We start from the raw sequence: 23,976 nt of genomic DNA, 5'->3' as shown, positions 1-23,976 counted from the left end.
CAATCTCAACGGCGAGGGCAATGGCCTGGCCAATGTGGTGACCGGCAATGCCGGCCACAACATCCTGAAGGGCGGCAATGGCCATGACCGCCTGAACGGCAATGGCGGGGCCGATACGCTGGTCGGCGGGGCGGGCAACGACACGCTGCAGGGCGGCGCGGGCAATGACCGGCTGCAGGGCGGCAAGGGGGCCGATGCGCTTTACGGCGGCTCGGGCAGGGATACCTTCGTGTTCGCAAGCCTGTCGGACAGCACGGTGAAGGCCTCGGGTCGCGACACGGTCTATGACTTCAACGGCAAGGCGGGCGACCGGATCGCACTGGGCGCCATCGACGCCAATAGCAAGCTGAAGGGCGATCAGGCCTTTGATTTCATCGGCACCAAGGCCTTCACGAAGACCGCGGGCGAGCTGCGCTACCACGTCACCAAGGGCGACGCCATCCTGACCGGCGACGTGAATGGCGACGGCAAGGCCGATTTCGCGGTGCTGTTCGACGATGTCACCAGCCTCAGCAAAGGCTTCTTCATCCTGTAAGGACAGGCTGCTACGGGGAGCCGCCAGCTGCGGCTCCTCGCGATCTTCTTTCGTTTCCCAACCGGATTGCCCGATGCGTTTTCACCCGCTTCCCACCCTGTCCCGCCTGCTGGTCGGGGTTGCTGTCCTTGCCCCTGCCACGGCCTCTGCGCAAGAGGTCCAGCTGGAATCGGATGAAGGGGCGGTGTTGCTGCAGACGGTCGTGCTGACTGCGACACGGATCGCAACCGGGGTTTATGAGACACTTTCGGGATCCAGCGCCATTTCCGGGGCGGATCTGGAACTGCGCTATCCGGGCGGCAAACTGACCGATGTGATGGCGGGCATTCCGGGCGTGACCACACAGACCTCGGCCGATGATCCGGGCGTGGCGGTCAATGTGCGCGGGATGCAGGATTTTGGGCGTGTCGCGGTGATGGTGGACGGTGCCCGGCAGAATTTCCAGAAAAACGGCCATGAGGCCAATGGCACGTTCTATATGGACATGCAGATGCTGAAATCCGTCGATGTGACGCGCGGGCCGGTGTCTTCGGTCTATGGCAGCGGTGCCATCGGCGGTGTGGTATCGATGACCACGCTGGATGCCGATGACCTGATTGCCGAGGGCGAGACCTCGGGCGTGCGGCTGCGCTTTGGCCTGGACAGCAACGGGCCGGGCCCGTCGGTGAACATCGTCGGCGCGACCAGGCTGGGCGAGCGGTCGGATGTGGTGCTGGGTGGCACGTTCCAGGAGCTGCGCGACTATACCAGCGGCGGCGACCAGAAGGTTGATTCTGCGCAGGCCATGCGGTCGGGCCTGTTCAAATACCGCTTCCGCCCGACCGAGGGGCAGGAACTGACCTTCTCGGCCAGCCGCTACGTCAATGACTTTGAAAACGGCGTGCGCGCGACCGATACAACGGTGACCGCAGACACTTTGACGGCGGGCTATCGCCTGACCTCGATGGACAGTGATCTGATCGATCTCAGCTTCAAGGTCTATTCCACCGGCACCAAGTTCGAGCAGTTCCAACCCGGCGGCGCGTCGGAGCAATCCTTCGATGTCGGCACCACCGGGCTTGATCTGTTCAACACCGCCCGTTTCAGCACCGGGGCGGTGGATCACGAGCTGACCATCGGTGCCGACATGTTCCGGGACCGGGTGAAGACGAATGACAATCTGGGCAATAGCGATGAGCTGACCCCCTCGGGCAAGCGGCTGGCCTGGGGCGCCTATGTGCAGGACCGCCTGCAATATGATGGCTGGCTCGAGGTGATCGGGGGCCTTCGCTATGACGGCTACAAACTTGAGGACGACACAACCAAGGTCAGCGGCAACCGCCTGTCGCCCAAGCTGACGCTCGGCCTGCATCCCAATGAGAATGTGACCTTCTTTGCTTCCTACGCCGAAGGTTACCGCGCGCCGTCGCTGACCGAGACGCTGATTGACGGGCTTCACCCGCCGCCGGTCATGGGCCGCTTTGTGCCCAACCCGGATCTGCGCCCCGAGATCGCCCAGACGGTCGAGATGGGGGTGAACCTGCGGTTCAATGATGTGCTGCGCGAGGAGGATCAGCTGAACCTGAAGCTGACGGCCTTCCGCAACAATGTGGATGACTATATAGACCAGGTCTTCATGATGTTCCCGCTGCCCGGCGGCTATCAATATCAGAACTTCTCACATGCGCGCCTGCACGGATTCGAGCTGGAGGCCGCCTATGACAATGGCGCGGTCTTCGCCAGCCTTGCGGGGCAGGTGCTGAAGGGGCGCAAATGGCAGATCGATCCGGCGGGCTTCAGCCAAAGCTCCGAACCGCTGAAAGACCCGCCCTATCGTGTCACGGCGACCGCCGGTATCCGGCTGCTGGACGAACGACTGACGCTGGGCGCGCGGGCCAATCTGGTGGGGGCGAAATCGAACGCCGCCGCAACCGGCTTTTCGGGGGAACGTTACGAGACGCTGGACCTTTTCGCGCAATACGCCTTCAGCGACAGCATTTCGGCCAATCTGGCGTTGAACAATGTATTTGACCGCGATTACACCCAGTATCTGAATGCCGACCCCAGCCCGGGCTTCAATGCCCGCGCGCAGCTGACGCTGAAGTTCTGATCCTGTGCCTGTCGAAACCCCTATGCCGGTCGAAAACGCCAAGCCTGTCGAAACCCCTATGCCGGTCGAAAACGCCAAGCCTGTCGAAATCCTTAAGCCCGTCAAGAACGCTGTGCGAACCCGAATCGCCGTGGCTCTGTTGGCCTGCCTGACCCTTGGCATCGCCTTTGGCACATTGATGCCGAGCGGGATGCAACCGCCGGTGCCCGGGGGCGACAAGACCCATCACCTGTTGGGATTTGCGGCACTGACGCTGCCGGTGGTCGCGCTGCGACCGGGCTGGTTCTGGCCCGTGCTGGCCTTTGCCGTGGCCTATGGCGGGGCGATCGAGATCGTGCAGCCCTATGTCGGGCGCAGCCGCGAGATGGCGGATTGGCTGGCCGATATCGCGGGCGCTGCGATCGGCGCGGGGGCGGGCCTGCTGATCGCGTGGATTTGGGCGGCCTTCAGGCGCCGGGGCGCCTGAAGTGCAGGAACCTGGGTCTCAATCGCCCAGCTTGGCGTGAACCTCGTCCAGATCGACCTCACCCAGCGGCATCTTGTTGCCCGGATTGTCGAAGTCGTATTTGAACAGCTGAAAATCGCGCTTGTAGATCTCCCAGACCAGATGGCGGGAAAGATCGTCGAAGTAATCCTCGACCGGGTGCAACCGCTTGGGCCCGTGCCCTTCGCTTTCGTTGAACTTCGGGATCTTCTTCAGGTTGACCTTCTTCTTCACTTTGATGTTGTCGAGAACATGTGCCATGCCCTCGTCGAACTTCTCGGTGAAGAAGATGTGGTCGTAACGCCCACCATTCACGATGAAGGTCGAGATATGGCCCGACATCGCCGACCAGTGGATGTCCGGCTCCATCGGTTTGCGGAAGCGGATGGTGTCGCGCGCGAACAGCAGGAAGCGGCGGAAGCTCGCGATCTGGTCAAACTCCTGTTTGCCGTCATCGCCGCCGACCTCGATCCCGTATTTCTGGATCAAGAGCGGCACCAGATTGCCGCGATAGCGCCGGCCGTTGCGCTGGATGCCGCAGATCTTGTCAAAAAAACTTGAAAGAATGCGGGTATAGGGGTTGCGGACGCAGGTGAAGGCATAGCTCTTGTGGCTCTTCACATTGGCTTCGATCAGCGGCTGGCTGGCCTCCTGGCTCCATTTGTGCATCCCGGCGGTCGAATCGTGGATGTCGCCGTCGAAGAACTTGCCGTGATCGGAATAGAACATGATCTGGCCGATGGTCGAGCAGGCACATTTGGGCACCACACGATACACAACACTTTCACTTTCGGTCATCCAGGTGCCTGGGAAACCCATTGCCTTGCCTCCAATAGCCGCAGTCCCGTGCCTTGCGGCCGGGCTGCTTCGTTATGTTGCGAAAAGAGCAAACAAACTCTGTCTTTTCAATGACCCGTAAAGCACTTTATGGAAACAATGACGACGATCCCGGGGTTTGGTTTCCATAAATGGCAAAAATTGCCTATATTCTTCTGTGCCACAAGGATCCCGCCGGGATCATCGCGCAGGCCGAACGTCTGACGGCGGCCGGCGATTATATCGCGATTCACTTCGACGCCCGCGCCAAGCGCGAGGATTACGCCCGCATCCGTGCGGCGCTGGACGGCAATCCGTCGGTCACCTTTGCCCGCAAGCGCCGCAAATGCGGCTGGGGGGAATGGAGCCTGGTCGACGCCACCCTGCAGGCGGTGCGGGCGGCGGTCGATACCTTTCCGCGGGCCACGCATTTCTACATGCTGTCGGGCGACTGTATGCCGATCAAATCGGCCGAATACGCCCATGCCTTTCTGGAGCGCGACGAGGCCGACTACATCGAGAGCTTCGACTTCTTCAACTCCAACTGGATCAAGACCGGCATCAAGAGCGAAAGGTTGATCTATCGCCACTGGTTCAATGAACGCACCCAGAAATGGCTGTTCTACACCTCGATGAACCTGCAGGAACGCTTTGGCCTGTCACGCCCGATCCCCGAGGATCTGGCGATCCAGATCGGCAGCCAGTGGTGGTGCCTGCGTCGCCGCACCATTGAATGGATCCTTGATTTCTGCGCCAAGCGTCGCGATGTGATGCGGTTCTTTCGCACGACCTGGATCCCGGATGAGACGTTCTTTCAGACGCTGGTGCGCCATCTCGTGCCGCAGGACGAGATCCGCACCCGCGCGCTGACCTTCCTGATGTTCACCGATTACGGAATGCCGGTGACTTTCTATAACGACAACTACAACCTGTTGCTGTCGCAGGATTATCTCTTTGCCCGCAAGATCTCGCCCGATGCGCTGGATCTGAAGAAGCGGCTGGGGGATCTCTATAATTCCGAGGGCACGGTCTTTCCGATCTCGAATGAGGGGCGGTCGCTGTTCAAGTTCCTGACCGGGCGGGGCCGGATCGGGCGCCGCTTCGCCCCCCGCTTCTGGGAGGCAGAGACCAGTCTTGGGCGTGAACGCACCCTGCTGATCATCACCTGCAAGAAATGGCATGTCGCCAAGCGGCTGGTGGAAAAGGCCCGGCTGATTTCCGGCATTGCCGCCGTCGAATACCTGTTCAACGAGGGCTCTACGCCGGTGCCCGACCTGGGCGGCATCCAGACCACTGTGGAAAAGCGCACCCGCCATCGCCGCGCGCTGGTGCGGATGCTGTTCGACTACTGGCAGACCGACAAGCTGATCCTCTGCATCGATCCTGCCAACATCGATCTCATTCAGGATTTCTACAACGACCGCGCGACGGTGCGTCTGCTGGAAGTCGATTGCGAATTTTCCGACGACTATCTGTTGGGCCATGCGAGGCGGGTGGGGCTTGCCGGCGACAGTTCGCCGCCAGAGGTCCTGTCGCGGCTGCTGCCGACCATCCGCTATGATGTGCGCTTTGAAAGCGACCGGCTGCGCGATGCCGATTTCGAGAATTTCCATCGCATCCGGCAAGCCGCCACGGTAGAGGAAAACGCCGGTCCGCTGGCGGCCTTTCTGGGCATCCCGCGCGAAGATGCGAAGCGCATCGCCGAGACCCATTACCTTTTCGTGGACTGACCTATTCTGGACTGAGGATCATGGCCTATACCTACGACACGCAAAACATCTTTGCCCGCATCCTGCGCGGCGAGATCCCGAACAAGACCGTGCTGGAAACCGCGCATACGCTGGCCTTCCATGATATCGGGCCGCAGGCCCCGGTGCATGTTCTGGTGATTCCGAAAGGGCCCTATGTCACCTATGACCATTTTGCCCGTGACGCCTCGGATGCCGAGATCGTCGATTTCAACCGGGCCGTCGCGCAGGTCTGCGCGATGACCGGCGTGCAGCCGGGTGAGGGGGGGCAGGGCTTCCGCGCCATCACCAATGCGGGTGCCCATGGGGTGCAAGAAGTGCCGCATTTCCACCTGCATATCTTGGGTGGCCGGGTGATGGGCCGCATGGTCGCGCAGGCCGATTGACCGGAATTCCGTGACCGGGGCTGGACTTGCGGCCCCGGGATCTTGCGGCGCGACCTTGGTTCTGTGTCCCTTGCCGTCATCAAGGTGCCGCAAAGTCAACACGCCGTCCCGCATCTTGTGATGCCGTCTCTCTGCCGCCATAGTGCGGGCTTCGCTGCGTGGGAGGCAGCGCATGGAGGGAGGACAGGCATGACATTCCATATCGGCGCAAAACCGGGTGAGATCGCCGAAACCGTCTTGTTGCCGGGTGATCCCTACCGTGCCCGCTGGGCGGCACAGACCTTCCTCAAGGATGCGGTTCTGGTGAACGAGGTGCGCGGGATGCTGGGCTATACCGGCACCTGGAACGGGCATCCTGTCACCATCCATGGCACCGGCATGGGGATGCCCTCGATGTCGATCTATGCCAATGAGCTGATCCGCGATTACGGCGCGCAGACGCTGATCCGCATCGGATCCGCCGGTGCCTTGCAGCATCATGTCAAGGTGCGCGATGTGGTGCTGGCCCAAGCCTGCTGGACCGCCGGTTCGCCGTCGCGCACGATTTTCCGCGAGTTGAATTTTGCCCCCACAGCAGATTTTGGCCTGCTGAAAGCGGCGTGGGAGGCGGCGGAGCGCATCCGCGCCGAACGCGGTATCGGCATTCATGCCGGGGCGATCTATTCCTCCGACACCTTCTATGACGAGCGGCAGGACCATAATGACGAGATGCAGCGTCATGGCGTGCTGGCGGTGGAGATGGAGGCGGCAGAACTTTACACCGTCGCTGCCCGCTATGGCCGCCGGGCCTTGGCGGTGATGACTGTCTCTGACCATATGCTGACGCATGAGGCGCTGTCCGCCGCAGATCGCGAGACCAGCTTTGGTGATATGGTCGAGATCGCCTTGACCGCCGCCTTCGCCTGAAAGCAGGGGTCAGGTCGGGACAAGCAGCGCCCGCGCCACCCGATCCGCGGGTTGGCCGGGCCGCAAAGGTCGGGCCGACCACAGCCGCAGCGCCGGGCCAAACGGCACACGCAGTGGCAGCGGGGCGACCAGTTGACCCGAGGCCAGCGCATCGGCGACCAGCGTGCCATGCGCCATCAGCACGCCCGCGCCCCGGATCGCCTCCTCCACCGCCAGCGCATAGAGCGAAAAGACCGGGCCGCGTGGGTGGAACTCCTGCCCCGGCAGCGCGATGCGCGCCCAGACGTCCCAATCGGAAATCCAGGCGCTGTCGATCAGGCAGGGCAGGGCGCGCAGATCCTCGGGGCGCTGCAATTGTGCGGCGAGGCTGGGGGCGCAAACCGGGAAGATCTGTTCCTCGGCCACGACCTGCCCCTCGGCACCGTGAAACAGGCTCAGGTCATAGGGCGCGCGTTTCAGGTTGGGCGGGGCCTCCAGTGCGGTCACCGATATTTCCACCCCCGGCACCTGCGCCCGCAAGGCGGGAAGGCGTGGTGACAGCCAAAGCTGCGCCAGAGCGGGCAGGGTTGCGATATGCACGATGCGCGGCGCGGCCTCGGCGCGCAAATCCTGCACGGCCACGGCCAGCGCGTCGAAAGCGGCCACGAAGCCCGGCAAGGCCCGTTGTCCCACCGCGGTCAGCTGCACCCCCTTGGCGTTGCGCTCGAACAGGGCGGCCCCCAGCCGGTCTTCCAATTGCTTGACATGGGCGGTGATCGCGCCGGGCGTCACACCCAGTTCCAGCGCGGCCGCGGTAAATCCACCCAGCCGCGCCGCAGCCTCAAAGGCACGCAGCGCATTCAACGGCAGATCCTTGGGACGAGGCGGGGCGACGGGCATGATATGGCTCAGATTATCTAAGCCTAATTTTCTGCAAATCTGCTTTGCTGGCAAGCCCGCCTTGCGCTTTCATTCGGGAAAATCAGGAGATGTCTATGCCCCGTCTTGCCAGCCGCCCTTGGGTTCCCACCGCCTGCGAGAGCCATGTCCAGACCCTTGCCGCTGCCGTTGCCGCGCCATCGGAAACCGTGGCCGCCCGGGTGGAGACGCTGATCGCCCGCAACAGCGCGATTCACGATCTGGAATGTTTCAACCTGAATCCTGCGACCAATATCATGAACCCGCGCGCCGAGGCGGCGCTTGCGGCTGGCCTCGGCTCGCGCCCGTCCTTGGGCTATCCGGGTGACAAATACGAGATGGGGCTTGAGGCGATCGAGGAGATCGAGGTGATCGCGGCCGAGCTTGCGGCCGAGGTTTTCGGGGCCCGCTATGCCGAGATCCGCGTGGCTTCGGGTGCGCTGGCCAATCTTTACGGCTTCATGGCGCTGGCCAAACCGGGTGATGCGATCATCGCGCCACCCCCTGCCGTTGGCGGCCATGTCACCCATCACAAGGCCGGATGCGCCGGGCTCTATGGCCTGGTCACCCATGCGGCGCCGGTGAATGCCGACGGATATACCGTTGATCTGGCGGCCCTTTCCGCGCTGGCAGAACAGGTGCGGCCGAAAATCATCACCATCGGCGGCAGCCTGAACCTCTTTCCACATCCGGTGCGCGAGGTGCGGGCGATTGCCGATAAGGTGGGGGCCAAGGTGCTGTTCGATGCGGCGCATCAATGCGGCATCATCGCGGGCGGTGTCTGGGCCAATCCGCTGGCCGAGGGCGCGCATCTGATGACGATGAGCACCTATAAATCGCTGGGCGGGCCTGCGGGCGGGCTGATTGTGACCAATGACGCGAACATTGCCGAGGCGCTGGATCATATCGCCTTTCCCGGCATGACCGCGAATTTCGATGCCGCAAAATCGGCGGCGCTGGCGCTTAGCCTATTGGACTGGCGTGACCATGGTGCTGCCTATGCGCAGGCTATGGTCGATCTGGCGCAGGCCCTGGCACGGGAATTGCAGGCGCTTGGTCTGCCGGTCTTCGGTGCCGGGCGGGGCATGACCCAAAGCCATCAATTCGCGATTGAGGCTGCAGGTTTTGGCGGCGGGCAGGCGGCCTCGAAGACTCTGCGCCGCGCGGGCTTCCTTGCTTGTGGCATCGGTCTGCCGATAGCCGATGTGCCGGGCGATCTGAACGGCTTGCGGATTGGCACGCCGGAGCTGGTCCGGCGCGGGGTAACGCCTGCCGATGCCCCGCGCATGGCCGCCCTGATCGCCGAGGCGTTGCGCGGCAATGACCCCGACAGCCTCGCCCCCCGCGTGGCCGAATGGCGCAAGACCTTTGCCGGTCTGCATTACATGAACGCCTGACAGATCGGGCCCTGTTCCTGGGGCCCATATATCGGCCCTTGCACAAGTCGATTCGCTGCTGTTCATTGGTCTCCCCCTGACGGAAAGGATGCCGCAATGCAGAAAACCCAGCTTGGAGCCCGAGGGCCGAATGTGTCGGTCCTCGGCTTCGGGGCCATGTCCTTTGGCGGCATTTTCGGCCCCACCGACACGGCTGAAAGCCTTGCCTGCCTTGATGCAATGCATGAGGCAGGCATCAATTTCATAGATACGGCAAATATTTACGGCTCCGGCATCAGCGAGACGGTGATTGGCACATGGCTTGCCTCACGTCGGCCTGATGGCGTGGTGATCGCGACCAAGGCCAGCATCGTCAATGGTCCACCGCGCCGCATCGACAATTCTGCCGCGCATCTTCGGGCCGAACTGGAAGGATCGCTGCGACGCCTCGGGGTGGAGCGGGTCGATCTGTTCTATATCCATCGCCGCGAACATGCCCGCCCGCTGGACGAGGTGATCGGCACGCTGCGTGATCTGGAGAATGTGGGCAAGATCGGCGGCTATGGCCTGTCGGAGATCGCGCCGGAGACCCTGCGCGCGGCCCATGCGATCCATCCGCCATTGGCGGTGCAGAACGAATATTCGCTCTGGTCGCGGCAGCCAGAACTGGGGATGGTGCAGGAATGTGCCCGGCTTGGTGTCAGCTTTGTCGCCTTCTCGCCGCTGGCGCGGGGCATGTTGGGCGCGACACCGTTGCGGCCGGATCAGGTGCAAGACGGGTTCCGCGCGCAAAACCCCCGCTTCACCGCGCCGAATTTCGGCCTCAATAGCCATAGGATCGATGCCTTCCGGGCCTGGTGCGCGGCGCGCGGCTGGTCGGTGCCCGCAACCGCATTGGCATGGTTGCGCGGGGCCGGGGGGCATGTGATCCCGATCCCGGGCACGCGTCGGGCCGCGCGGTTGCAGGAATGGCTGGATCTGCCGCAACTCGGCCAAGCCGAGCGGGCGGAGATCGAGACGATCCTGCCTGCGGGCTTTGCCGCAGGCGATCGATATGGCGATCATCAGTTGCTGGGAATCGAACGCTACTGCTGACGAAAAAGGCCCGGCAATGCCGGGCCTCTTCATTGCCATGCGGGGAGATCAGATCACGCCAAGGGCCCGCATCGATTCTGCGACGCGGACGAAGCCCGCGATATTTGCACCCAGCACATAATCGCCCGGCGCGCCGTATTCGTCGGCTGTGGCGGCGCAATTGTCGTGGATCGAGGCCATGATGGCAGCAAGCCGGGCCTCGGTCTGCGCAAAGGACCAGCTGTCGCGGCTGGCATTTTGCTGCATCTCCAGTGCCGAGGTGGCAACGCCACCGGCATTCGCCGCCTTGCCCGGCGCGAACAGCACACCCGCCTCCTGGAAGATGCGGATTGCCTCGGGGGTAGAGGGCATGTTCGCGCCTTCGCCCACCGCCTGCACGCCATTCTTCACCAGCGTCTTCGCATCCTTGCCGGTCAACTCGTTCTGGGTGGCCGAAGGCATGGCGACATCGCAGGGCACATCCCAGATCGAACCTTCGCCCGCCTTGACAAAGTAGATGCCTTTGCCCTCGCCCTTGATACGCAGGTATTCGGAAATGCGGGCGCGGCGCACCTCTTTGATTTCCTTGATCAACTTGAGGTCGATGCCGTTCTCGTCGACGATATAGCCTGAACTGTCGGACATCGCGACGACCTTGCCACCGAAGGAGGTGACCTTTTCATGGCTGTAGATCGCGACATTGCCGGAACCGGAGACGACGACCTTCTTGCCCTCGAAGGATGTGCCCTTGGTGCCCAGCATCGATTGCACGAAATAGGTATTGCCATAGCCGGTGGCCTCGGTCCGGGCGCGCGAGCCGCCGTAGAACAGCGCCTTGCCGGTCAGCACGCCGGCCTCATAGCGGTTGGTCAGGCGCTTGTATTGCCCGAACATGAAGCCGATCTCGCGCCCGCCGACGCCGATATCCCCCGCAGGCACATCGGTATATTCGCCGATATGACGATAGAGTTCGGTCATGAAAGACTGGCAGAAGCGCATGATTTCGCCCTCTGACCGGCCCTTGGGGTCGAAGTCGGAGCCGCCCTTGCCGCCGCCGATCGGCATCCCGGTCAGTGCATTCTTGAAGGTCTGTTCAAAGCCCAGGAACTTGATGATCCCGACATTGACCGAAGGGTGGAAGCGCAAGCCCCCCTTATAGGGACCAAGCGCCGAATTGAACTGCACACGGAAGCCACGATTGATGCGGACCTGGTTCTGGTCATCGACCCACGGCACGCGGAAGATGATCTGGCGCTCGGGTTCGCAAATGCGTTCGATCAGCGCGCCTTCTGCGAAATCGGGGCGTTTCGCCACCACGCGGCCAAGGCTTTCCAGCACTTCGCGCACGGCTTGATGGAACTCGGACTCACCGGCATTCCGCCGGATGACCTCTGCCAGAATGGACTCCAGCCGTTCATCGAGTTGCACCATTCGATCCTCCTGCTTGCAGATTCGATTAATCTTTGATCGATTTGCTGCTTGTTAAGGCAATGAATGCCAAAGTTTAAGGCGAAATGTGCAATTGCAGCGAAAATCCTGCGCCGCAGCGTCGCGGTGCAGGCCTGAAAGGTCGAAGTGTGGGGCTTCGGGTTACGTCAGGGCAGATTCGGCTGTCGGATCGAACAGTGCGAAGGCCGTGACGACGCCGATCCGCTTGGCGCGGGCGGGCCATGAAAAGCGCCCGTGCCGCAACGCGAAGGCGAGTTCACGATCCGCACGCCGGAGATAGCTTGTCGCCAGATGCGGCGCAGCCAGCGGTCGTGCGCGGGCGTAAAGGGCGGCCAGTTCGGCATAGGGCGAGGGGCCCTTGCGCGGCCTGCCGCCGGGTTTCGGGCGCGGGGCAAAGACCTGGCCAAGCGGCTGGGGGCTGGGCGTCACGCGGGTCAGGCCTGCGATGATTGCGGGCGTTGGGCTTTTGCGGCTTTTGTCAAAGGGCAGGTTTGCCAGACCGGGTCGCAGGCTTTCCAGAATGTCATAGAACAACTGCGCCCGCGTGATGCGCTCCGGCCCGGCAAGCGCCGCGCAATCGTCAAACAGCGCCGAGGCGATGGGGTTGAACGATATCAGGTATTGCGGCGTGCGCCCGCCATGGAGGCGGTTGCGAAAGGCGCGGTAATGCAGGACCAGCGGGTCCAACCCGCCATCGGGGCCTGCGCCTTCCTGTTCGGTCAGGCGAGCAATGGTGGCGCGCAGGGCGGCACCAAAGGGCGCGCGTTGCGCTGCCGGGCGCAGATTGCGCATTCGGGCCGGGATGAAGCGCGCAAGCTGCCCCATGCCGGTCAGCCTTGCCCAAACGGATCGGTCATAGACGCTGCGTTGGTTGCCGCCGCCGCAGCCGCCGAAATGGATCACATCATTGGTGACGCGGTGGCGCGGGAAATAGATCGGGTGATAGGCCCCCAGACAGAGGTCGCGCCAGACTTCGAACGCTTCGCCGGGGCCAAGGGCCGGGGGCTTGCGGGGCAGCGGTTGGTTCAGGGGCAGCGACAGTCGGGCGGACAGGCTTTGTGCCACCTTCAAATCGCGGACCTGCCGTGCGCCGGTGGCCGAGTTCAGAAACAGCCCCTCGCCACCGCTGCCCGCGAGCAGGATCGACAGCACGGTGCGGCTGTCCAGACCCCCGGTCAGATCGGCATGAAGCAGGCGGTCCTGCGCGGCCAGCGTGGCGATCCGCGCCACCCAGATGCCCAGTTCCCGGGACAGCGCATCGGCATAGCTGCCCTGCGGAGCACGCGGAGGCAAAGCCTCCAGCCGTGCGCCGGACGGGCCGATGCGCAGGCGCATCCGATGCGGCAGCAGCTTCACGCCCTGGATTACCGTGTCAAAGGTGGACATTTGCGCGAAGAACATGCCGCGCCCGGTGGGAAAGATCGTGCCTTCGGCCTCCACCGCCGCCAATTGCGCCAGATCGGGTTCAGGCATCAGCCCCGCGCGGCGCATCGCGTGGGCGATCTGCCAGAGGCTGTTCGACACCGCCCAAAAGCCGGGGCGGTGGATGTAGAACAGCTTGTGATAGCCGCAGTAATCCGCCGAGAAGATCAGATCTTCATCCGTCCGCAGGCCATGGACGTAACACCCATCCTCGGCTTCGGGCAGGGGCCCGCCAGCCTTGCGGAAAGCTGCATACCCCCTTGGGCCAGAGATGAAATCGGTCGCGTGGAAATAGTAGCCGGCAAACACTTCATCCGGCAGCGCAGTGCCCGTCGCATCTGCGCCGTTCACCACGAGAAAGCTCAATTTGTGCAAGGACGATGCTCCAGCCACCCAGACCGATTTTAGCAATCCCGCAGGGGGCCGACAATGCGAAAGCCCCGATGCGGGCTGCATCGGGGCCTGTGTCACGCGAAAGTCAGCGTAGCGGCGCGCGCAATTCAGGCGGCGCGTTCCACCATCATCTTCTTGATCTCGGCAATGGCCTTGGCCGGGTTCAGGCCCTTGGGGCAGGTCTTGGCGCAGTTCATGATCGTGTGGCAGCGATAGAGCTTGAAGGGGTCTTCAAGATTGTCGAGCCGCGCGCCGGTATTCTCATCGCGCGAGTCGATGATCCAGCGATAGGCGTGCAGAAGCGCGGCCGGGCCAAGGTATTTGTCGCCATTCCACCAGTAGCTCGGGCAGGAGGTCGAGCAGGAGGCGCACATCACGCATTCATAAAGTCCGTCGAGTTTCTTGCGATCCTCGATGGATTGCCGCCATTCCTTGGCGGGCGTGTTAGTCTTGGTCTCCAGCCAGGGCATGATCGAGGCGTGCTGGGCATAGAAATGCGTCAGATCCGGGATCAGATCCTTGATCACTTCCATATGCGGCAGCGGGTAGATCTTCACATCGCCCTTGATCTCATCCAGGCCATAGATGCAGGCCAGCGTGTTGATCCCGTCGATATTCATCGCGCAGGAGCCACAGATGCCTTCACGGCAGGAGCGGCGGAAGGTCAGGGTCGGGTCGACCTCGTTCTTGATCTTGATCAGGGCGTCCAGAACCATCGGGCCGCATTTGTCCATATCAAGGAAATAGGTGTCGACGCGCGGGTTCTCACCGTCATCGGGGCTCCAGCGATAGATCTGGAACTTGCGGATATTCTTGCCTTCCGGCTTCGGCCAGGTCTTGCCGGTGCGGATCTTCGAATTCTTGGGCAGGGTGAGCTGGACCATTGGCTAGCCTTTCCAATCGGGACGCGAGTAGAGCGGCTGCGACGGCAGCTGCCCGGATTTCTGGTAGACGCAGGAATCATAGACCGCTGACGGGTCACGTCCCTGAATGTAATCGGCGGAGACTTCCAGCTTCAGATGGCTGCGGGTCTGCCCGCGGCTGTTGATGCCTGCCCCCACCTCGCCGCGCGGCTGCTTGGCCAGCCAGGCGCGGGCAAAGCAATCCCGTTCGGCCTGCTCGCGCGAGACCGGGCCGCAAGCGGCCAACGGCAGGGCAAGAAGGAGAAGGGCGAGGGGCGCGCGCATCTGAAATCAGGCCCCGCCACCAAGCGAGACACCGCGCGTGCGCAGGCAGGCAGCCGTGGCAGGACGGCGAATGATATTGGTCACGTTCTGAACGGTCAGCGTGCCGGCCCGCACGCCGACATCCCGGGCCAGCGCGCGTTTTTCGGCCATGTCGGCATTGGCCAGAACGCAGCCTGCCGCAGCCTCGGCCTGCGGGGCGGTCATGTAGTTTTGCAGCACCGGGACCACGACCGAACGCGCAGCGCGTTCCGTGACCCCGTCAGTCAGACTCTGCGGCGAACAGGCGGCCAGAGCGGCCCCTGTCAGAACAATCAGTGTGGCGCGGGTCAGCATCACGCGTGTCCTCTTACCACGGCCGATGACAGGTATATGCGGTGCCACCCGTCATCATGGTCTGGCAGCGCGCGGATTCCTGGTTCCGCTCGTTTGCGGCGGCGATCATCATCCAGCCGCGCAGCGCAGGGTCGGTTTCGGCGGTGATGCGCATCGCATAGGCCGGGGCATAGGGGTCATAGGTCTGTTCGATACAGGCATTGATCCGCGCCGCGCCACCCGTGGTGCCACCTTCCAGCGGGCGCACCAGCGGCGGCCAGGCATTGGGGGCAAAGTCATATTCGCCCTGCACGCCGGTCGATTTCACACAGGCCACGACAAGGCCATGGGTATCCAGCGCCTGTGCAGGCAGCGACAGGGCGGTAAAGGACAGGGCGGCGGCCGCGCCGATCCGAAGGGCGGTGGCAAGATGGGTCATGACAAAACTCCTGAGCAAACCGGACACGGCAGCACCCCCAATGCGCGGGCCGCACCCCCTGCATACCAAAGAACCAGTAACCCCCCGCCCTGTCCAGCATCACATGCCGAACTCCGCAGGGCTTGCAGCCGGGGTGGCGCATCCTTGCCGGGTCGCAAGACCCCGCTGTCGCCGCCCCGACGCATCAGAACTTGCGTTCCGCAGGCGCGATTTTCTTCAGGCTGATGCCACCATCGGCCTCGGTGGTCAGCGGATCGATATGAACGGGGCGGTAATCGAGCTGCACCTTGTTGCCATCGATCCAGGCCAGCGAATGCTTGCGCCAGTTCACGTCATCCCGCGTCGGGTGATCTTCATGCGCATGGGCACCACGGCTTTCGGTCCGGGCGTGCGCACCATAGATCGTGGCCAGCGCGTTCGGCATCAGATTGGTCAGTTCCAGCGTTTCCATCAGGTCGCTGTTCCAGACCATGCTGCGGTCGGTGACCTTGAGATCGCCCATTTTGCCGGCGATCTCGGTCATCTTGACCTCGCCTTCGGCCAGCGTCTTTTCGGTGCGGAACACCGCTGCATCGCGCTGCATGGTCTTTTGCATCTCCAGCCGCAGATCGGCGGTGGGGATCGCACCATTGGCGTAGCGCAGTGCATCGAACCGGGCCAGGGCACGATCGACCTCGACCTTGTTGACCGGCGCGTTCCGGGCCTTGGGATCCACGATCTGGCCTGCGCGGATGGCAGAGGCGCGACCGAACACCACAAGGTCGATCAGCGAGTTCGACCCCAGGCGGTTTGCCCCATGCACCGAAGCACAGCCCGCCTCGCCGACAGCCATCAGGCCGGGGAAGATCGCATCCGGGTTTTCCGCCGTGGGATTCAGCACTTCACCCCAATAGTTCGTGGGGATGCCGCCCATGTTGTAATGCACGGTGGGCAGAACCGGGATCGGCTCCTTGGTCAGATCGACGCCTGCAAAGATGCGCGCGGATTCCGAGATGCCCGGCAGGCGCTCATGCAGCGTGGCAGGCGGCAGGTGGTTCAGGTGCAGGTGGATATGGTCGCCTTCGGCACCGACACCACGGCCCTCGCGGATTTCCAGCGTCATGCAGCGGCTGACATAGTCGCGCGGGGCCAGATCCTTGTAATGGGGCGCATAGCGCTCCATGAAGCGTTCGCCCTTGGAGTTGGTCAGATAGCCACCCTCGCCGCGCGCGCCCTCGGTGATCAGGCAGCCCGAACCATAAATGCCGGTCGGGTGGAACTGCACAAATTCCATATCTTGCAGCGGCAGACCCGCGCGGGCCACCATACCGCCACCGTCACCGGTGCAGGTATGGGCCGAGGTCGCGCTGAAATAGGCGCGGCCATAGCCGCCGGTTGCCAGCACCACCATCTTGGCATTGAAGACATGCATGGTGCCGTCATCAAGTTTCCAAGCCAGGACGCCGGTGCAGCGCCCGTCGGTCATGATCAGATCAAGCGCGAAATATTCGATATAGAATTCCGCGTTGTTCTTCAGCGACTGGCCGTAGAGCGTGTGCAGGATGGCGTGGCCGGTGCGGTCGGCCGCGGCGCAGGTGCGCTGCACTGGCGGGCCTTCGCCGAATTCGGTCGTATGGCCACCAAACGGGCGCTGATAGATCTTGCCCTCTTCTGTGCGCGAGAAGGGCACGCCGTAATGCTCCAGCTCATAGACAGCGGCAGGTGCCTCGCGGGCGAGGTATTCCATCGCATCGGTATCGCCCAGCCAGTCCGACCCCTTGACGGTGTCATACATGTGCCATTGCCAGTTGTCCGGCCCCATATTCGACAGCGAGGCGGCGATGCCGCCCTGTGCGGCCACCGTATGCGAACGGGTCGGGAACACCTTGGTCACGCAGGCCGTGCGCAGGCCCTGTTCCGCCATGCCCAGCGTCGCGCGCAGGCCCGCGCCGCCGGCGCCTACGACCACGACGTCATAATCATGCGTCTCGTATTCGTATGAAGCAGTCATTTACGTCTTTCCTTGCCGCAACTGTGGGACAGCCGGTCTTGTCAGATTACAGTGCCAGTTTCACCAGGGCGAACAGCCCGGTCGCGATGAGCGCATAAGAGGCGGCGGTCACCGCCACGAGCAGCAGCTTGCCTTTCACGCCATGGACATAATCCATGATCGCCTCATCGATTTCCGCCTTGCAATGCAAGGTGACCACGATCAGCGTCAGCGCCGACAGGATGGCCGGGAAGGGCCGCGCGAAATAGGCCATCACTTCGGCATGGCTGCTGCCCAGGATCCGTCCGAAGGTGAAGACAAACAGCGGCACCAGAATGATCAGCGCGGCCGAGGACACCATCATGTGCCAATGATGATGCGTGCCGCTGCGGCCCGAACCCAGACCCTGTGCGCGTTTGCGGTCAGTGGTGTATTGCATGGTGCCTCTCCTCAGACCACGAGCACGGTGATGAGGGTCAGCACCGTGGCCCCGCCGAACATCACCATGCCCATCAGTTCGTTGAACTTCACCTCGACCCCGTAGCCCAGATCCCAGATCAGGTGCCGCAGCCGCCCCAAAGCGTGATACCAGACAGCCCAGGCGGCCGCCGTCATCAACACATCGCCCACAAGGCTGGTCAGCAGCCAGTTCACGCAATCAAAGGCCGCAGGCGAGACCGCCGCTGCCAGCAGCCATGCCACAACCAGCGCCACGGTGCCGAAGGTGGCGATGCCGGTGATCCGGACCATGATCGACGAGATCGAGGTCATTTGCGGCCGGTAATAGGGGCCGATCATGAAGGGGGATAGGGGGCGCTCGACCCGCTTGGGTGAAGTCATGGAAGTCCCTCATCGCTTGGCGCGCCGCGACCAGCGCACTGGCAGGATTTGTGCTTGTTTCAATAGCGCGTTTTTTGCCCAAGTCACCTATGCAGGCGCAGCAAAAAGTGGCCTTTTGCGCTATCATCGCGAAAAAATGCGCTTTGTGATCACAAATTTTCGACGAGTGATCACAGATTTGCGCGGAAAGGGTGCCGGATCCGATCTGCGCGATATTCCCGACAATTTCAGATATTTGAGTCGGCTGATGCATCCATTGCGCGCCGGTCCGGCCCGTCATGCGGCCTGCGCCGCGGGCGGATGCGGCGTCGTATCAGGCCGCGGACTGGCTGTGGCAAGGTGCGCCGCCCTCGGGGCGATCGCGGCGCGATCACATCGGGATCAGGGCCCAGTAATCCAGATCCAGCAGCACTTCGGGGGCGTATTTGCCATCCGCTCCGCGCAGGGCAAAGGGGGCCGCGCCCTGTTTCACCGCAACCAGCCGCAACCGGATCGCGCCGACACCGGGGGCTGCGGTCGGGGCCTTGTCCAGCACCTCGGACCAAGCCTTGACGGTATCACCCGCAAAGCAGGGATTGGCATGGGTCCCGCCGTTCAGCGCGACCACCATCTGCGCATTGGCCAGCCCGTTGAAGGACAGGGCGCGGGCCATGCTGATGACATGGCCGCCATAAATCAGCCGCTTGCCATCCTCGCGGAACGTGGCGTCGAAATGCACCTTGGCGGTGTTCTGCCACAGGCGCGTGGCGATCATATGCTCGGCCTCCTCGATGGTGACACCGTCGACATGGTCGATCTTCTCGCCGATCTCGTAATCGCCAAAGCGGTGCGGCTCACCCGCCAGCCCGAAATCATAATTGGAGAAATCCAACCCTTCGGGGATCACCAGATCCTCGGGGGCCAGTGATTTCTTCAATTCCGGCACAACAGCCATGGGGGCCGGTGCTTCAAGGCGGTTTTTGCGCACCATCACCCAGCGGACATATTCCAGCACAACCTCATCGCGCTGGTTCAGGCCCTGGGTGCGGACATAGACATTGCCCGACCTGCCGTTGGAATTTTCCTTGAGCCCGATCACCTCGGATTCGGCCCGCAGCGTATCGCCGGGCCAGACCGGGTTGAGCCAGCGCCCTTCGGCATAGCCAAGATTCGCCACTGCATTCAGGCTGACATCGGGGACGGTCTTGCCAAAGACGATATGGAAGGCAGCCAGATCATCCAGCGGGCTGGCGGCAAGGCCTGAGGCACGCGCGAATGCATCGCTGGAATACAGCGCGTGGCGCGCCGGATAGAGCGCGTGATAGAGCGCGCGTTCGCCACCCGACACAGTGCGCGGCACAGCGTGGCGCAGCCTGTCGCCGATGCGGTAATCCTCGAAGAAACGACCGGAATTGGTTTTCATCCTGCTCTCCTGAGCGGCGGGGGCCATCCGCCTTTGGTGTCGGGGGCGGGGGCGAGCCCCGCCCGCAAGGGTCAGTGATCGCCCAGCTTGGTTTCGGGCGTGTAGGTGCCATCTACCTCTTTCACAACGGCCTGACCGCAGCGCATGACGCCGCGTGCGGAGTCAAAGGCATAGGTCGGGTCGCCATGCAGGCTCCATCCCTTGTTCAAGGCAGCGGTGACCTTGTGGCAAAAGGCGGATGTGTCGTCTTCGCTGAGAAAGCGATAAAGTTTCATGATCTTACCCGAATGCAGGATAGCCGAGCGCATAGTGCAGACCGGCAATTGCGCCGAAAACCAGCACGGTTCCGGCCAGTGCCATCGCCTCGAATTTCGCCGGTTTTGCGGCCGGTGGCACCCAGGCCCCGTCGCGGTTGATCAGCGCCATCTGCACCAGCGCCCAAGCCCCGATCCCGCCGAACAGCAGGAAAGACGGCGTGTCGCCATTGACCAGAAGATGCGCGATGGACCACAGCACCACACCGACCAGCATCGGGTGACGCAGGCGCCGCGCGATCCAGGTCTTCATGCCCGATGCGGCAAAAAGATAGACCGAAACCAGCATCAACAGGTTGTTGATCCCGACCAGCGCCGGTGTGCGGCCCCAGTAGAACGCGCCGTCGGCCATGCGATAGCCGATCACCATAAGGATGACAGAGGCAATGACGGTGACCGTCACCGCCAGCCGCCCGGCATCGCCCATGGCGGCACGGCGGCCGGGGGCCAAACGTTTGAAAAGATGGGCTGCGATCCAGAGGATCACGCCGGTGGCGAGCAAAAACATGGCTGGCTCCGATGGGTTGCGGGCGACGGTTGAAGGACGGCACCCACATTCCCATCATTCCGCCATGGCCGCAATCGCCTCGGCCTTGGCCAGCATGGCCTTGGCGGTCACGATATGGAGGTTCTCGACGATCTTCCCATCGACCACCGCGACGCCGCCGCCCGTCGCCATCACCGCGCCAAAGGCCGCGATCTGGCGGCGGGCCAGATCGATCTCGGCCTCGGACGGGGCGAAGGCGGTGTTCGCAATCTCCAACTGCGCGGGATGGATCAGGGTCTTGCCGTCAAAGCCCATGTCGCGCCCCTGTTCGCATTCCGCGCGCAGGCCCTCGTCATCCTTGAAGGCGTTATAGACCCCGTCGATCAACGTGACGCCATGGGCGCGCCCGGCCAGCAGGCACAGGCCAAGCCCGGCTTGCATCGGCAGGCGATCGGGGCGGAAGCGGCTGTTCAGTTCTTTCGCCAGATCATTGGTGCCCATCACCATACCCTTGAGGCGGGGATGCGCGGCGATCTCGGCCGCGTTCAGCATACCAAGGCAGGTCTCCATCATGGCCCAGAGATCGGCCCCCGGCACCGCCGCGGCCACGGCATCCAGATCCGCCTTGCCATTGACCTTGGGGATCAGGATCGCGTCGATCTTTGCGCCCCGCGCAATCGCCTCGTCCATGGCGGCGGCATCAAGACGGCCCCATTCGGTGTCAAAGCCGTTGATCCGCACGATCCGGGCACGATTGCCGAAATCCCAGTCGGTCAACACCTGGGCAAGCAGTTTACGCGCGGCGGGCTTTTCGTCGGGGGCGACGGCATCTTCCAGGTCAAAGATGATGGCATCGGTGGCCAGGCCCATGGCCTTTTCCAGTGCACGCTCTTTCGAGCCGGGAATATAGAGGACGGAACGGTAGGGGCGGGACATCTGGCTCTCCGTCAGGTAATAATCTTGCGTCAGAAAGCATATTATTGCCAGATTTGGCAAGCATGGATTTGCCGCAATGCAGAAATTCCGGACGGATGCAAACGGGATGCTGCGGCGCGTCTGTGTGAAACAGTCCGCGAACGTGCCGGGCGTTAAGGCTTTTTCAGGGGATGGAGCGCAGCGTGATTGCCGTGCCGTGACGCGCCGGATGCGCGCCCTATCCGTCGGAGATGCCCCATGTCCCTGCCTGACCGCACGCCTTTGCGTCTGCTTTTCGCCCTGTCGCTCGGCTTTGGCGGGCTGATTCTGGCGACCCGCGCGGCAGAGGCCGCGCAATGCGCCCCGCGTGAGGGGCTGATTGCTGCGCTTGCAGATCGCTATGATGAACGCCCGCAGGCGATGGGGCTTGCCGCCAATCAGTCGGTGCTGGAGGTGTTCGCCTCGCCGCAAGGCAGCTGGACCGTGACGGTCACGCTGCCCGATGGCACGGCCTGTCTGCTGGCCTCGGGCCAGTATTTCCAGACCCTTGGCGCGCCACCGCCCGGCGACCCGGCATAAGACGCGCGATTTTTCGTCGAAAAATCGGGTTCACATCATGCGGGCGGCATCCCAGAGCAGTTTCAGCGACAGGATCAGCAGCGCCCAGGTCACCAATTGGAAGAACTGCTTTTCCGGCAGGCGCTTTACCAGCCAGACCCCGGCAAAGACCGCGATCGAGGCCGGGATTGCCAGCACCGCCGACAGTTTCAGGTTTTCAAGATTGATCTGGTCCAGTGCCCAATAAGGCACCAGCTTTACCGCATTGACCCAGGCAAACAGGATCGTCGCAGTTCCGGCATAGACTTCTTTCCGCAGCCCAAGCGGCATGGTGTACACCTGATAGGGCGGGGCGCCGGCATGGCTGACAAAGCTGGTGAAGCCTGTCAGCACACCCCAGAACATCCCCGGCGCGAGTTTGGCCGGGCGCGGATCGGCCAGGCTTTGCGTTCGCAACAGCAGGTTCAGGGCGAAGATCGCGCCGATCAGCCCGACAATTCCGGTCACCACCCATTGCGGCACCATATGCGCCGTGGCCCAGCCAAGACCGACCCCGATCAGCGTGGCGGGGGCGAGGATCGCCAGCACCCGCCGGTCATAGGCGTGACGATAGGCATAGAGGCCGAACATGTCGGAAATCACATAGATCGGCAGCAAGAGCCCCGCCGCCATTGTCGGGGGCATCACAAGGCTCATCAGCGGCACCGACAGCATGGCGACCACCGGCACGCCGCCCTTGCCCATGCCGACCAAGGCCGAGGCCAGTCCGGCCAGAACCCAGAACGCGCCGTCCTGCATCGCGAATCCTTCCGCACAATCGGCCAATTTGCGCTGCTTTAGCGCAAACAACTTGCGCCTGCCATCCGGGCCTGTCATGCCGCGACGCGGCGGCTCTTCGATTGCGGCAAGATTCTTGCGGCGAGGCCGGAAAGCCCCTAAAGGCATACCGTTGCATACAATCCCAGCCGGAGACGGAATCATGGCACGACCCAAGATTGCACTGATTGGCGCAGGCCAGATCGGCGGCACGCTCGCTCATCTCGCAGCCATCAAGGAACTCGGCGATGTCGTTCTTTTCGACATTGCGGAAGGCACCCCGCAGGGCAAGGCGCTCGATATCGCGCAATCGGGCCCGTCCGAGGGCTTTGACGCCGTGATGAAGGGCGCCAACAGCTATGAAGATATTGCAGGCGCGGATGTCTGCATCGTCACCGCTGGTGTGCCGCGCAAGCCGGGCATGTCGCGCGACGACCTGCTGGGCATCAACCTCAAGGTCATGAAATCGGTGGGTGAGGGCATCAAGCAGCACGCACCGAATGCCTTCGTGATCTGCATCACCAACCCGCTGGACGCCATGGTCTGGGCGCTGCGCGAGTTTTCGGGCCTGCCGCATAACAAGGTTGTCGGCATGGCCGGTGTGCTGGATTCGGCGCGCTTCCGTCACTTCCTGTCGGTCGAATTCAACGTCTCCATGCGTGACGTGACCGCTTTCGTTCTGGGCGGTCATGGCGACACCATGGTGCCGCTGACCCGGTATTCGACCGTGGGCGGCGTGCCGCTGCCGGATCTGGTGGAAATGGGCTGGACCACGCAAGAGCGTCTGGACGGCATCGTGCAGCGCACCCGTGATGGTGGTGCCGAGATCGTCGGCCTGCTGAAAACCGGCTCGGCCTTCTATGCGCCCGCCACCTCGGCCATCGAGATGGCAGAGGCCTATCTGAAAGACCAGAAGCGCCTGCTGCCCTGCGCCGCCTATGTCGAAGGCGCGCTTGGCCTTGACGGCATGTATGTCGGCGTGCCGACCATCATCGGTGCCGGCGGGATCGAGCGCATCGTCGACATCAAGCTGAATGCCGAAGAACAAGCCATGTTCGACAAGTCGGTTGACGCCGTGAAGGGCCTTGTGGCCGCCTGCAAAGGCATCGACCCGTCGCTGGCCTGATTTCAGCGCATCATGACCTAGGGAAAGCACGCCGCG

26 protein-coding genes are annotated in these 23,976 nt (G+C 62.9%); 10 read left to right on the top strand and 16 right to left on the bottom strand.

Annotated features, from left to right (window positions below; all coding sequences use genetic code 11):
- The 3 genes from GBJ34_RS07990 to GBJ34_RS07980 all read left to right on the top strand — a co-directional run.
- Nucleotides 1–535: calcium-binding protein (locus GBJ34_RS07990; RefSeq protein WP_404811412.1), on the top strand; the 535-nt coding region annotated here is incomplete at its 5' end.
- 73 nt (nucleotides 536–608) lie between these two features.
- Nucleotides 609–2,624, top strand: coding sequence for a TonB-dependent hemoglobin/transferrin/lactoferrin family receptor (locus GBJ34_RS07985; RefSeq protein WP_192931144.1), 2,016 nt, complete (start codon nucleotides 609–611; stop codon nucleotides 2,622–2,624).
- A 22-nt stretch (nucleotides 2,625–2,646) separates the two neighbouring features.
- A complete protein-coding gene (locus tag GBJ34_RS07980) occupies nucleotides 2,647–3,090 on the top strand; it encodes a VanZ family protein (RefSeq protein WP_226341090.1) in 444 nt (147 codons plus the stop codon).
- Nucleotides 3,091–3,108: 18 nt separating this feature from the next.
- Here GBJ34_RS07980 and GBJ34_RS07975 read toward each other — a convergent pair whose 3' ends face one another.
- A complete protein-coding gene (locus GBJ34_RS07975) occupies nucleotides 3,109–3,927 on the bottom strand; it encodes a sulfotransferase family protein (RefSeq protein WP_151718746.1) in 819 nt (272 codons plus the stop codon).
- A gap of 149 nt (nucleotides 3,928–4,076) precedes the next feature.
- Here GBJ34_RS07975 and GBJ34_RS07970 point away from each other — a divergent pair, with 149 nt between their 5' ends.
- The 3 genes from GBJ34_RS07970 to deoD all read left to right on the top strand — a co-directional run bounded on the left by GBJ34_RS07970 (nucleotide 4,077) and on the right by deoD (nucleotide 6,964).
- Entirely contained in the window at nucleotides 4,077–5,654 is a 1,578-nt protein-coding gene (locus GBJ34_RS07970) for a DUF5928 domain-containing protein (RefSeq protein ID WP_151718745.1), read from the top strand.
- A 20-nt stretch (nucleotides 5,655–5,674) separates the two neighbouring features.
- Nucleotides 5,675–6,058: an HIT domain-containing protein gene (locus tag GBJ34_RS07965; RefSeq protein ID WP_151718744.1), complete on the top strand. Its 384-nt coding sequence runs from the start codon at nucleotides 5,675–5,677 to the stop codon at nucleotides 6,056–6,058.
- A 189-nt stretch (nucleotides 6,059–6,247) separates the two neighbouring features.
- Nucleotides 6,248–6,964 carry a purine-nucleoside phosphorylase gene (gene deoD / locus GBJ34_RS07960; RefSeq protein ID WP_151718743.1) on the top strand — a complete coding sequence of 239 codons (717 nt, stop codon included), beginning with the start codon at nucleotides 6,248–6,250 and terminating at the stop codon, nucleotides 6,962–6,964.
- A 9-nt stretch (nucleotides 6,965–6,973) separates the two neighbouring features.
- On the opposite strand, the gene GBJ34_RS07955 is transcribed toward deoD, so the two are convergent.
- Complete coding sequence (locus GBJ34_RS07955; RefSeq protein WP_151718742.1) at nucleotides 6,974–7,843, bottom strand: LysR family transcriptional regulator; 870 nt, start codon at nucleotides 7,841–7,843, stop codon at nucleotides 6,974–6,976.
- A gap of 95 nt (nucleotides 7,844–7,938) precedes the next feature.
- Here GBJ34_RS07955 and GBJ34_RS07950 point away from each other — a divergent pair, with 95 nt between their 5' ends.
- Together GBJ34_RS07950 and GBJ34_RS07945 are read left to right on the top strand one after the other, a co-directional pair.
- Nucleotides 7,939–9,258 carry a serine hydroxymethyltransferase gene (locus GBJ34_RS07950; protein ID WP_151718741.1) on the top strand — a complete coding sequence of 440 codons (1,320 nt, stop codon included), beginning with the start codon at nucleotides 7,939–7,941 and terminating at the stop codon, nucleotides 9,256–9,258.
- Between the two features lie 96 nt (nucleotides 9,259–9,354).
- The gene (locus GBJ34_RS07945; RefSeq protein WP_151718740.1) at nucleotides 9,355–10,332 is read left to right on the top strand and encodes an aldo/keto reductase; all 978 of its coding nucleotides are present in this window, start codon (nucleotides 9,355–9,357) and stop codon (nucleotides 10,330–10,332) included.
- A gap of 48 nt (nucleotides 10,333–10,380) precedes the next feature.
- Here GBJ34_RS07945 and gdhA read toward each other — a convergent pair whose 3' ends face one another.
- The 13 genes from gdhA to GBJ34_RS07880 form a co-directional block, all read right to left on the bottom strand.
- On the bottom strand, nucleotides 10,381–11,742 hold the full coding sequence (gene gdhA, locus GBJ34_RS07940) for an NADP-specific glutamate dehydrogenase (protein ID WP_192931143.1): 1,362 nt from the start codon (nucleotides 11,740–11,742) through the stop codon (nucleotides 10,381–10,383).
- A gap of 159 nt (nucleotides 11,743–11,901) precedes the next feature.
- Complete coding sequence (locus GBJ34_RS07935) at nucleotides 11,902–13,557, bottom strand: hypothetical protein (protein ID WP_151718739.1); 1,656 nt, start codon at nucleotides 13,555–13,557, stop codon at nucleotides 11,902–11,904.
- Between the two features lie 125 nt (nucleotides 13,558–13,682).
- Nucleotides 13,683–14,459 (bottom strand): succinate dehydrogenase iron-sulfur subunit, encoded by a 777-nt coding sequence (locus tag GBJ34_RS07930; protein ID WP_151718738.1) that lies wholly within the window; start codon nucleotides 14,457–14,459, stop codon nucleotides 13,683–13,685.
- 3 nt (nucleotides 14,460–14,462) lie between these two features.
- Nucleotides 14,463–14,762 carry a hypothetical protein gene (locus tag GBJ34_RS07925; protein WP_151718737.1) on the bottom strand — a complete coding sequence of 100 codons (300 nt, stop codon included), beginning with the start codon at nucleotides 14,760–14,762 and terminating at the stop codon, nucleotides 14,463–14,465.
- A gap of 6 nt (nucleotides 14,763–14,768) precedes the next feature.
- Nucleotides 14,769–15,095, bottom strand: a complete 327-nt coding sequence (locus GBJ34_RS07920) for a hypothetical protein (protein WP_151718736.1) — start codon at nucleotides 15,093–15,095, stop codon at nucleotides 14,769–14,771.
- A 13-nt stretch (nucleotides 15,096–15,108) separates the two neighbouring features.
- A complete protein-coding gene (locus tag GBJ34_RS07915) occupies nucleotides 15,109–15,513 on the bottom strand; it encodes a hypothetical protein (protein WP_151718735.1) in 405 nt (134 codons plus the stop codon).
- 184 nt (nucleotides 15,514–15,697) lie between these two features.
- On the bottom strand, nucleotides 15,698–17,503 hold the full coding sequence (sdhA, locus tag GBJ34_RS07910; RefSeq protein ID WP_151718734.1) for a succinate dehydrogenase flavoprotein subunit: 1,806 nt from the start codon (nucleotides 17,501–17,503) through the stop codon (nucleotides 15,698–15,700).
- A gap of 46 nt (nucleotides 17,504–17,549) precedes the next feature.
- Complete coding sequence (sdhD, locus tag GBJ34_RS07905; RefSeq protein WP_151718733.1) at nucleotides 17,550–17,921, bottom strand: succinate dehydrogenase, hydrophobic membrane anchor protein; 372 nt, start codon at nucleotides 17,919–17,921, stop codon at nucleotides 17,550–17,552.
- A gap of 11 nt (nucleotides 17,922–17,932) precedes the next feature.
- The gene (gene sdhC / locus GBJ34_RS07900) at nucleotides 17,933–18,322 is read right to left on the bottom strand and encodes a succinate dehydrogenase, cytochrome b556 subunit (RefSeq protein ID WP_151718732.1); all 390 of its coding nucleotides are present in this window, start codon (nucleotides 18,320–18,322) and stop codon (nucleotides 17,933–17,935) included.
- Nucleotides 18,323–18,692: 370 nt separating this feature from the next.
- Complete coding sequence (locus GBJ34_RS07895) at nucleotides 18,693–19,724, bottom strand: MaoC family dehydratase (protein WP_151718731.1); 1,032 nt, start codon at nucleotides 19,722–19,724, stop codon at nucleotides 18,693–18,695.
- A gap of 71 nt (nucleotides 19,725–19,795) precedes the next feature.
- Entirely contained in the window at nucleotides 19,796–19,999 is a 204-nt protein-coding gene (locus GBJ34_RS07890) for a DUF1737 domain-containing protein (RefSeq protein WP_151718730.1), read from the bottom strand.
- Nucleotides 20,000–20,003: 4 nt separating this feature from the next.
- A complete protein-coding gene (locus tag GBJ34_RS07885) occupies nucleotides 20,004–20,546 on the bottom strand; it encodes an NnrU family protein (protein WP_151718729.1) in 543 nt (180 codons plus the stop codon).
- Nucleotides 20,547–20,600: 54 nt separating this feature from the next.
- Nucleotides 20,601–21,461, bottom strand: a complete 861-nt coding sequence (locus GBJ34_RS07880; RefSeq protein WP_151718728.1) for an HpcH/HpaI aldolase/citrate lyase family protein — start codon at nucleotides 21,459–21,461, stop codon at nucleotides 20,601–20,603.
- A gap of 237 nt (nucleotides 21,462–21,698) precedes the next feature.
- Between GBJ34_RS07880 and GBJ34_RS07875 the strand changes: the two genes are divergently transcribed.
- Nucleotides 21,699–22,019, top strand: coding sequence for a hypothetical protein (locus GBJ34_RS07875; RefSeq protein ID WP_226341089.1), 321 nt, complete (start codon nucleotides 21,699–21,701; stop codon nucleotides 22,017–22,019).
- A gap of 30 nt (nucleotides 22,020–22,049) precedes the next feature.
- On the opposite strand, the gene GBJ34_RS07870 is transcribed toward GBJ34_RS07875, so the two are convergent.
- Nucleotides 22,050–22,796 carry a sulfite exporter TauE/SafE family protein gene (locus tag GBJ34_RS07870; protein WP_151718727.1) on the bottom strand — a complete coding sequence of 249 codons (747 nt, stop codon included), beginning with the start codon at nucleotides 22,794–22,796 and terminating at the stop codon, nucleotides 22,050–22,052.
- 181 nt (nucleotides 22,797–22,977) lie between these two features.
- Between GBJ34_RS07870 and mdh the strand changes: the two genes are divergently transcribed.
- The gene (gene mdh, locus GBJ34_RS07865) at nucleotides 22,978–23,940 is read left to right on the top strand and encodes a malate dehydrogenase (RefSeq protein ID WP_151718726.1); all 963 of its coding nucleotides are present in this window, start codon (nucleotides 22,978–22,980) and stop codon (nucleotides 23,938–23,940) included.
- Nucleotides 23,941–23,976 lie beyond the last annotated feature (36 nt).

It is taken from the genome of Gemmobacter serpentinus (genome assembly GCF_008973825.1).
Classification (GTDB): domain Bacteria; phylum Pseudomonadota; class Alphaproteobacteria; order Rhodobacterales; family Rhodobacteraceae; genus Gemmobacter; species Gemmobacter serpentinus.
The sequence above is the reverse complement of the archived record's forward strand: the minus strand, read 5'-3'. Positions and strand labels throughout refer to the sequence as shown.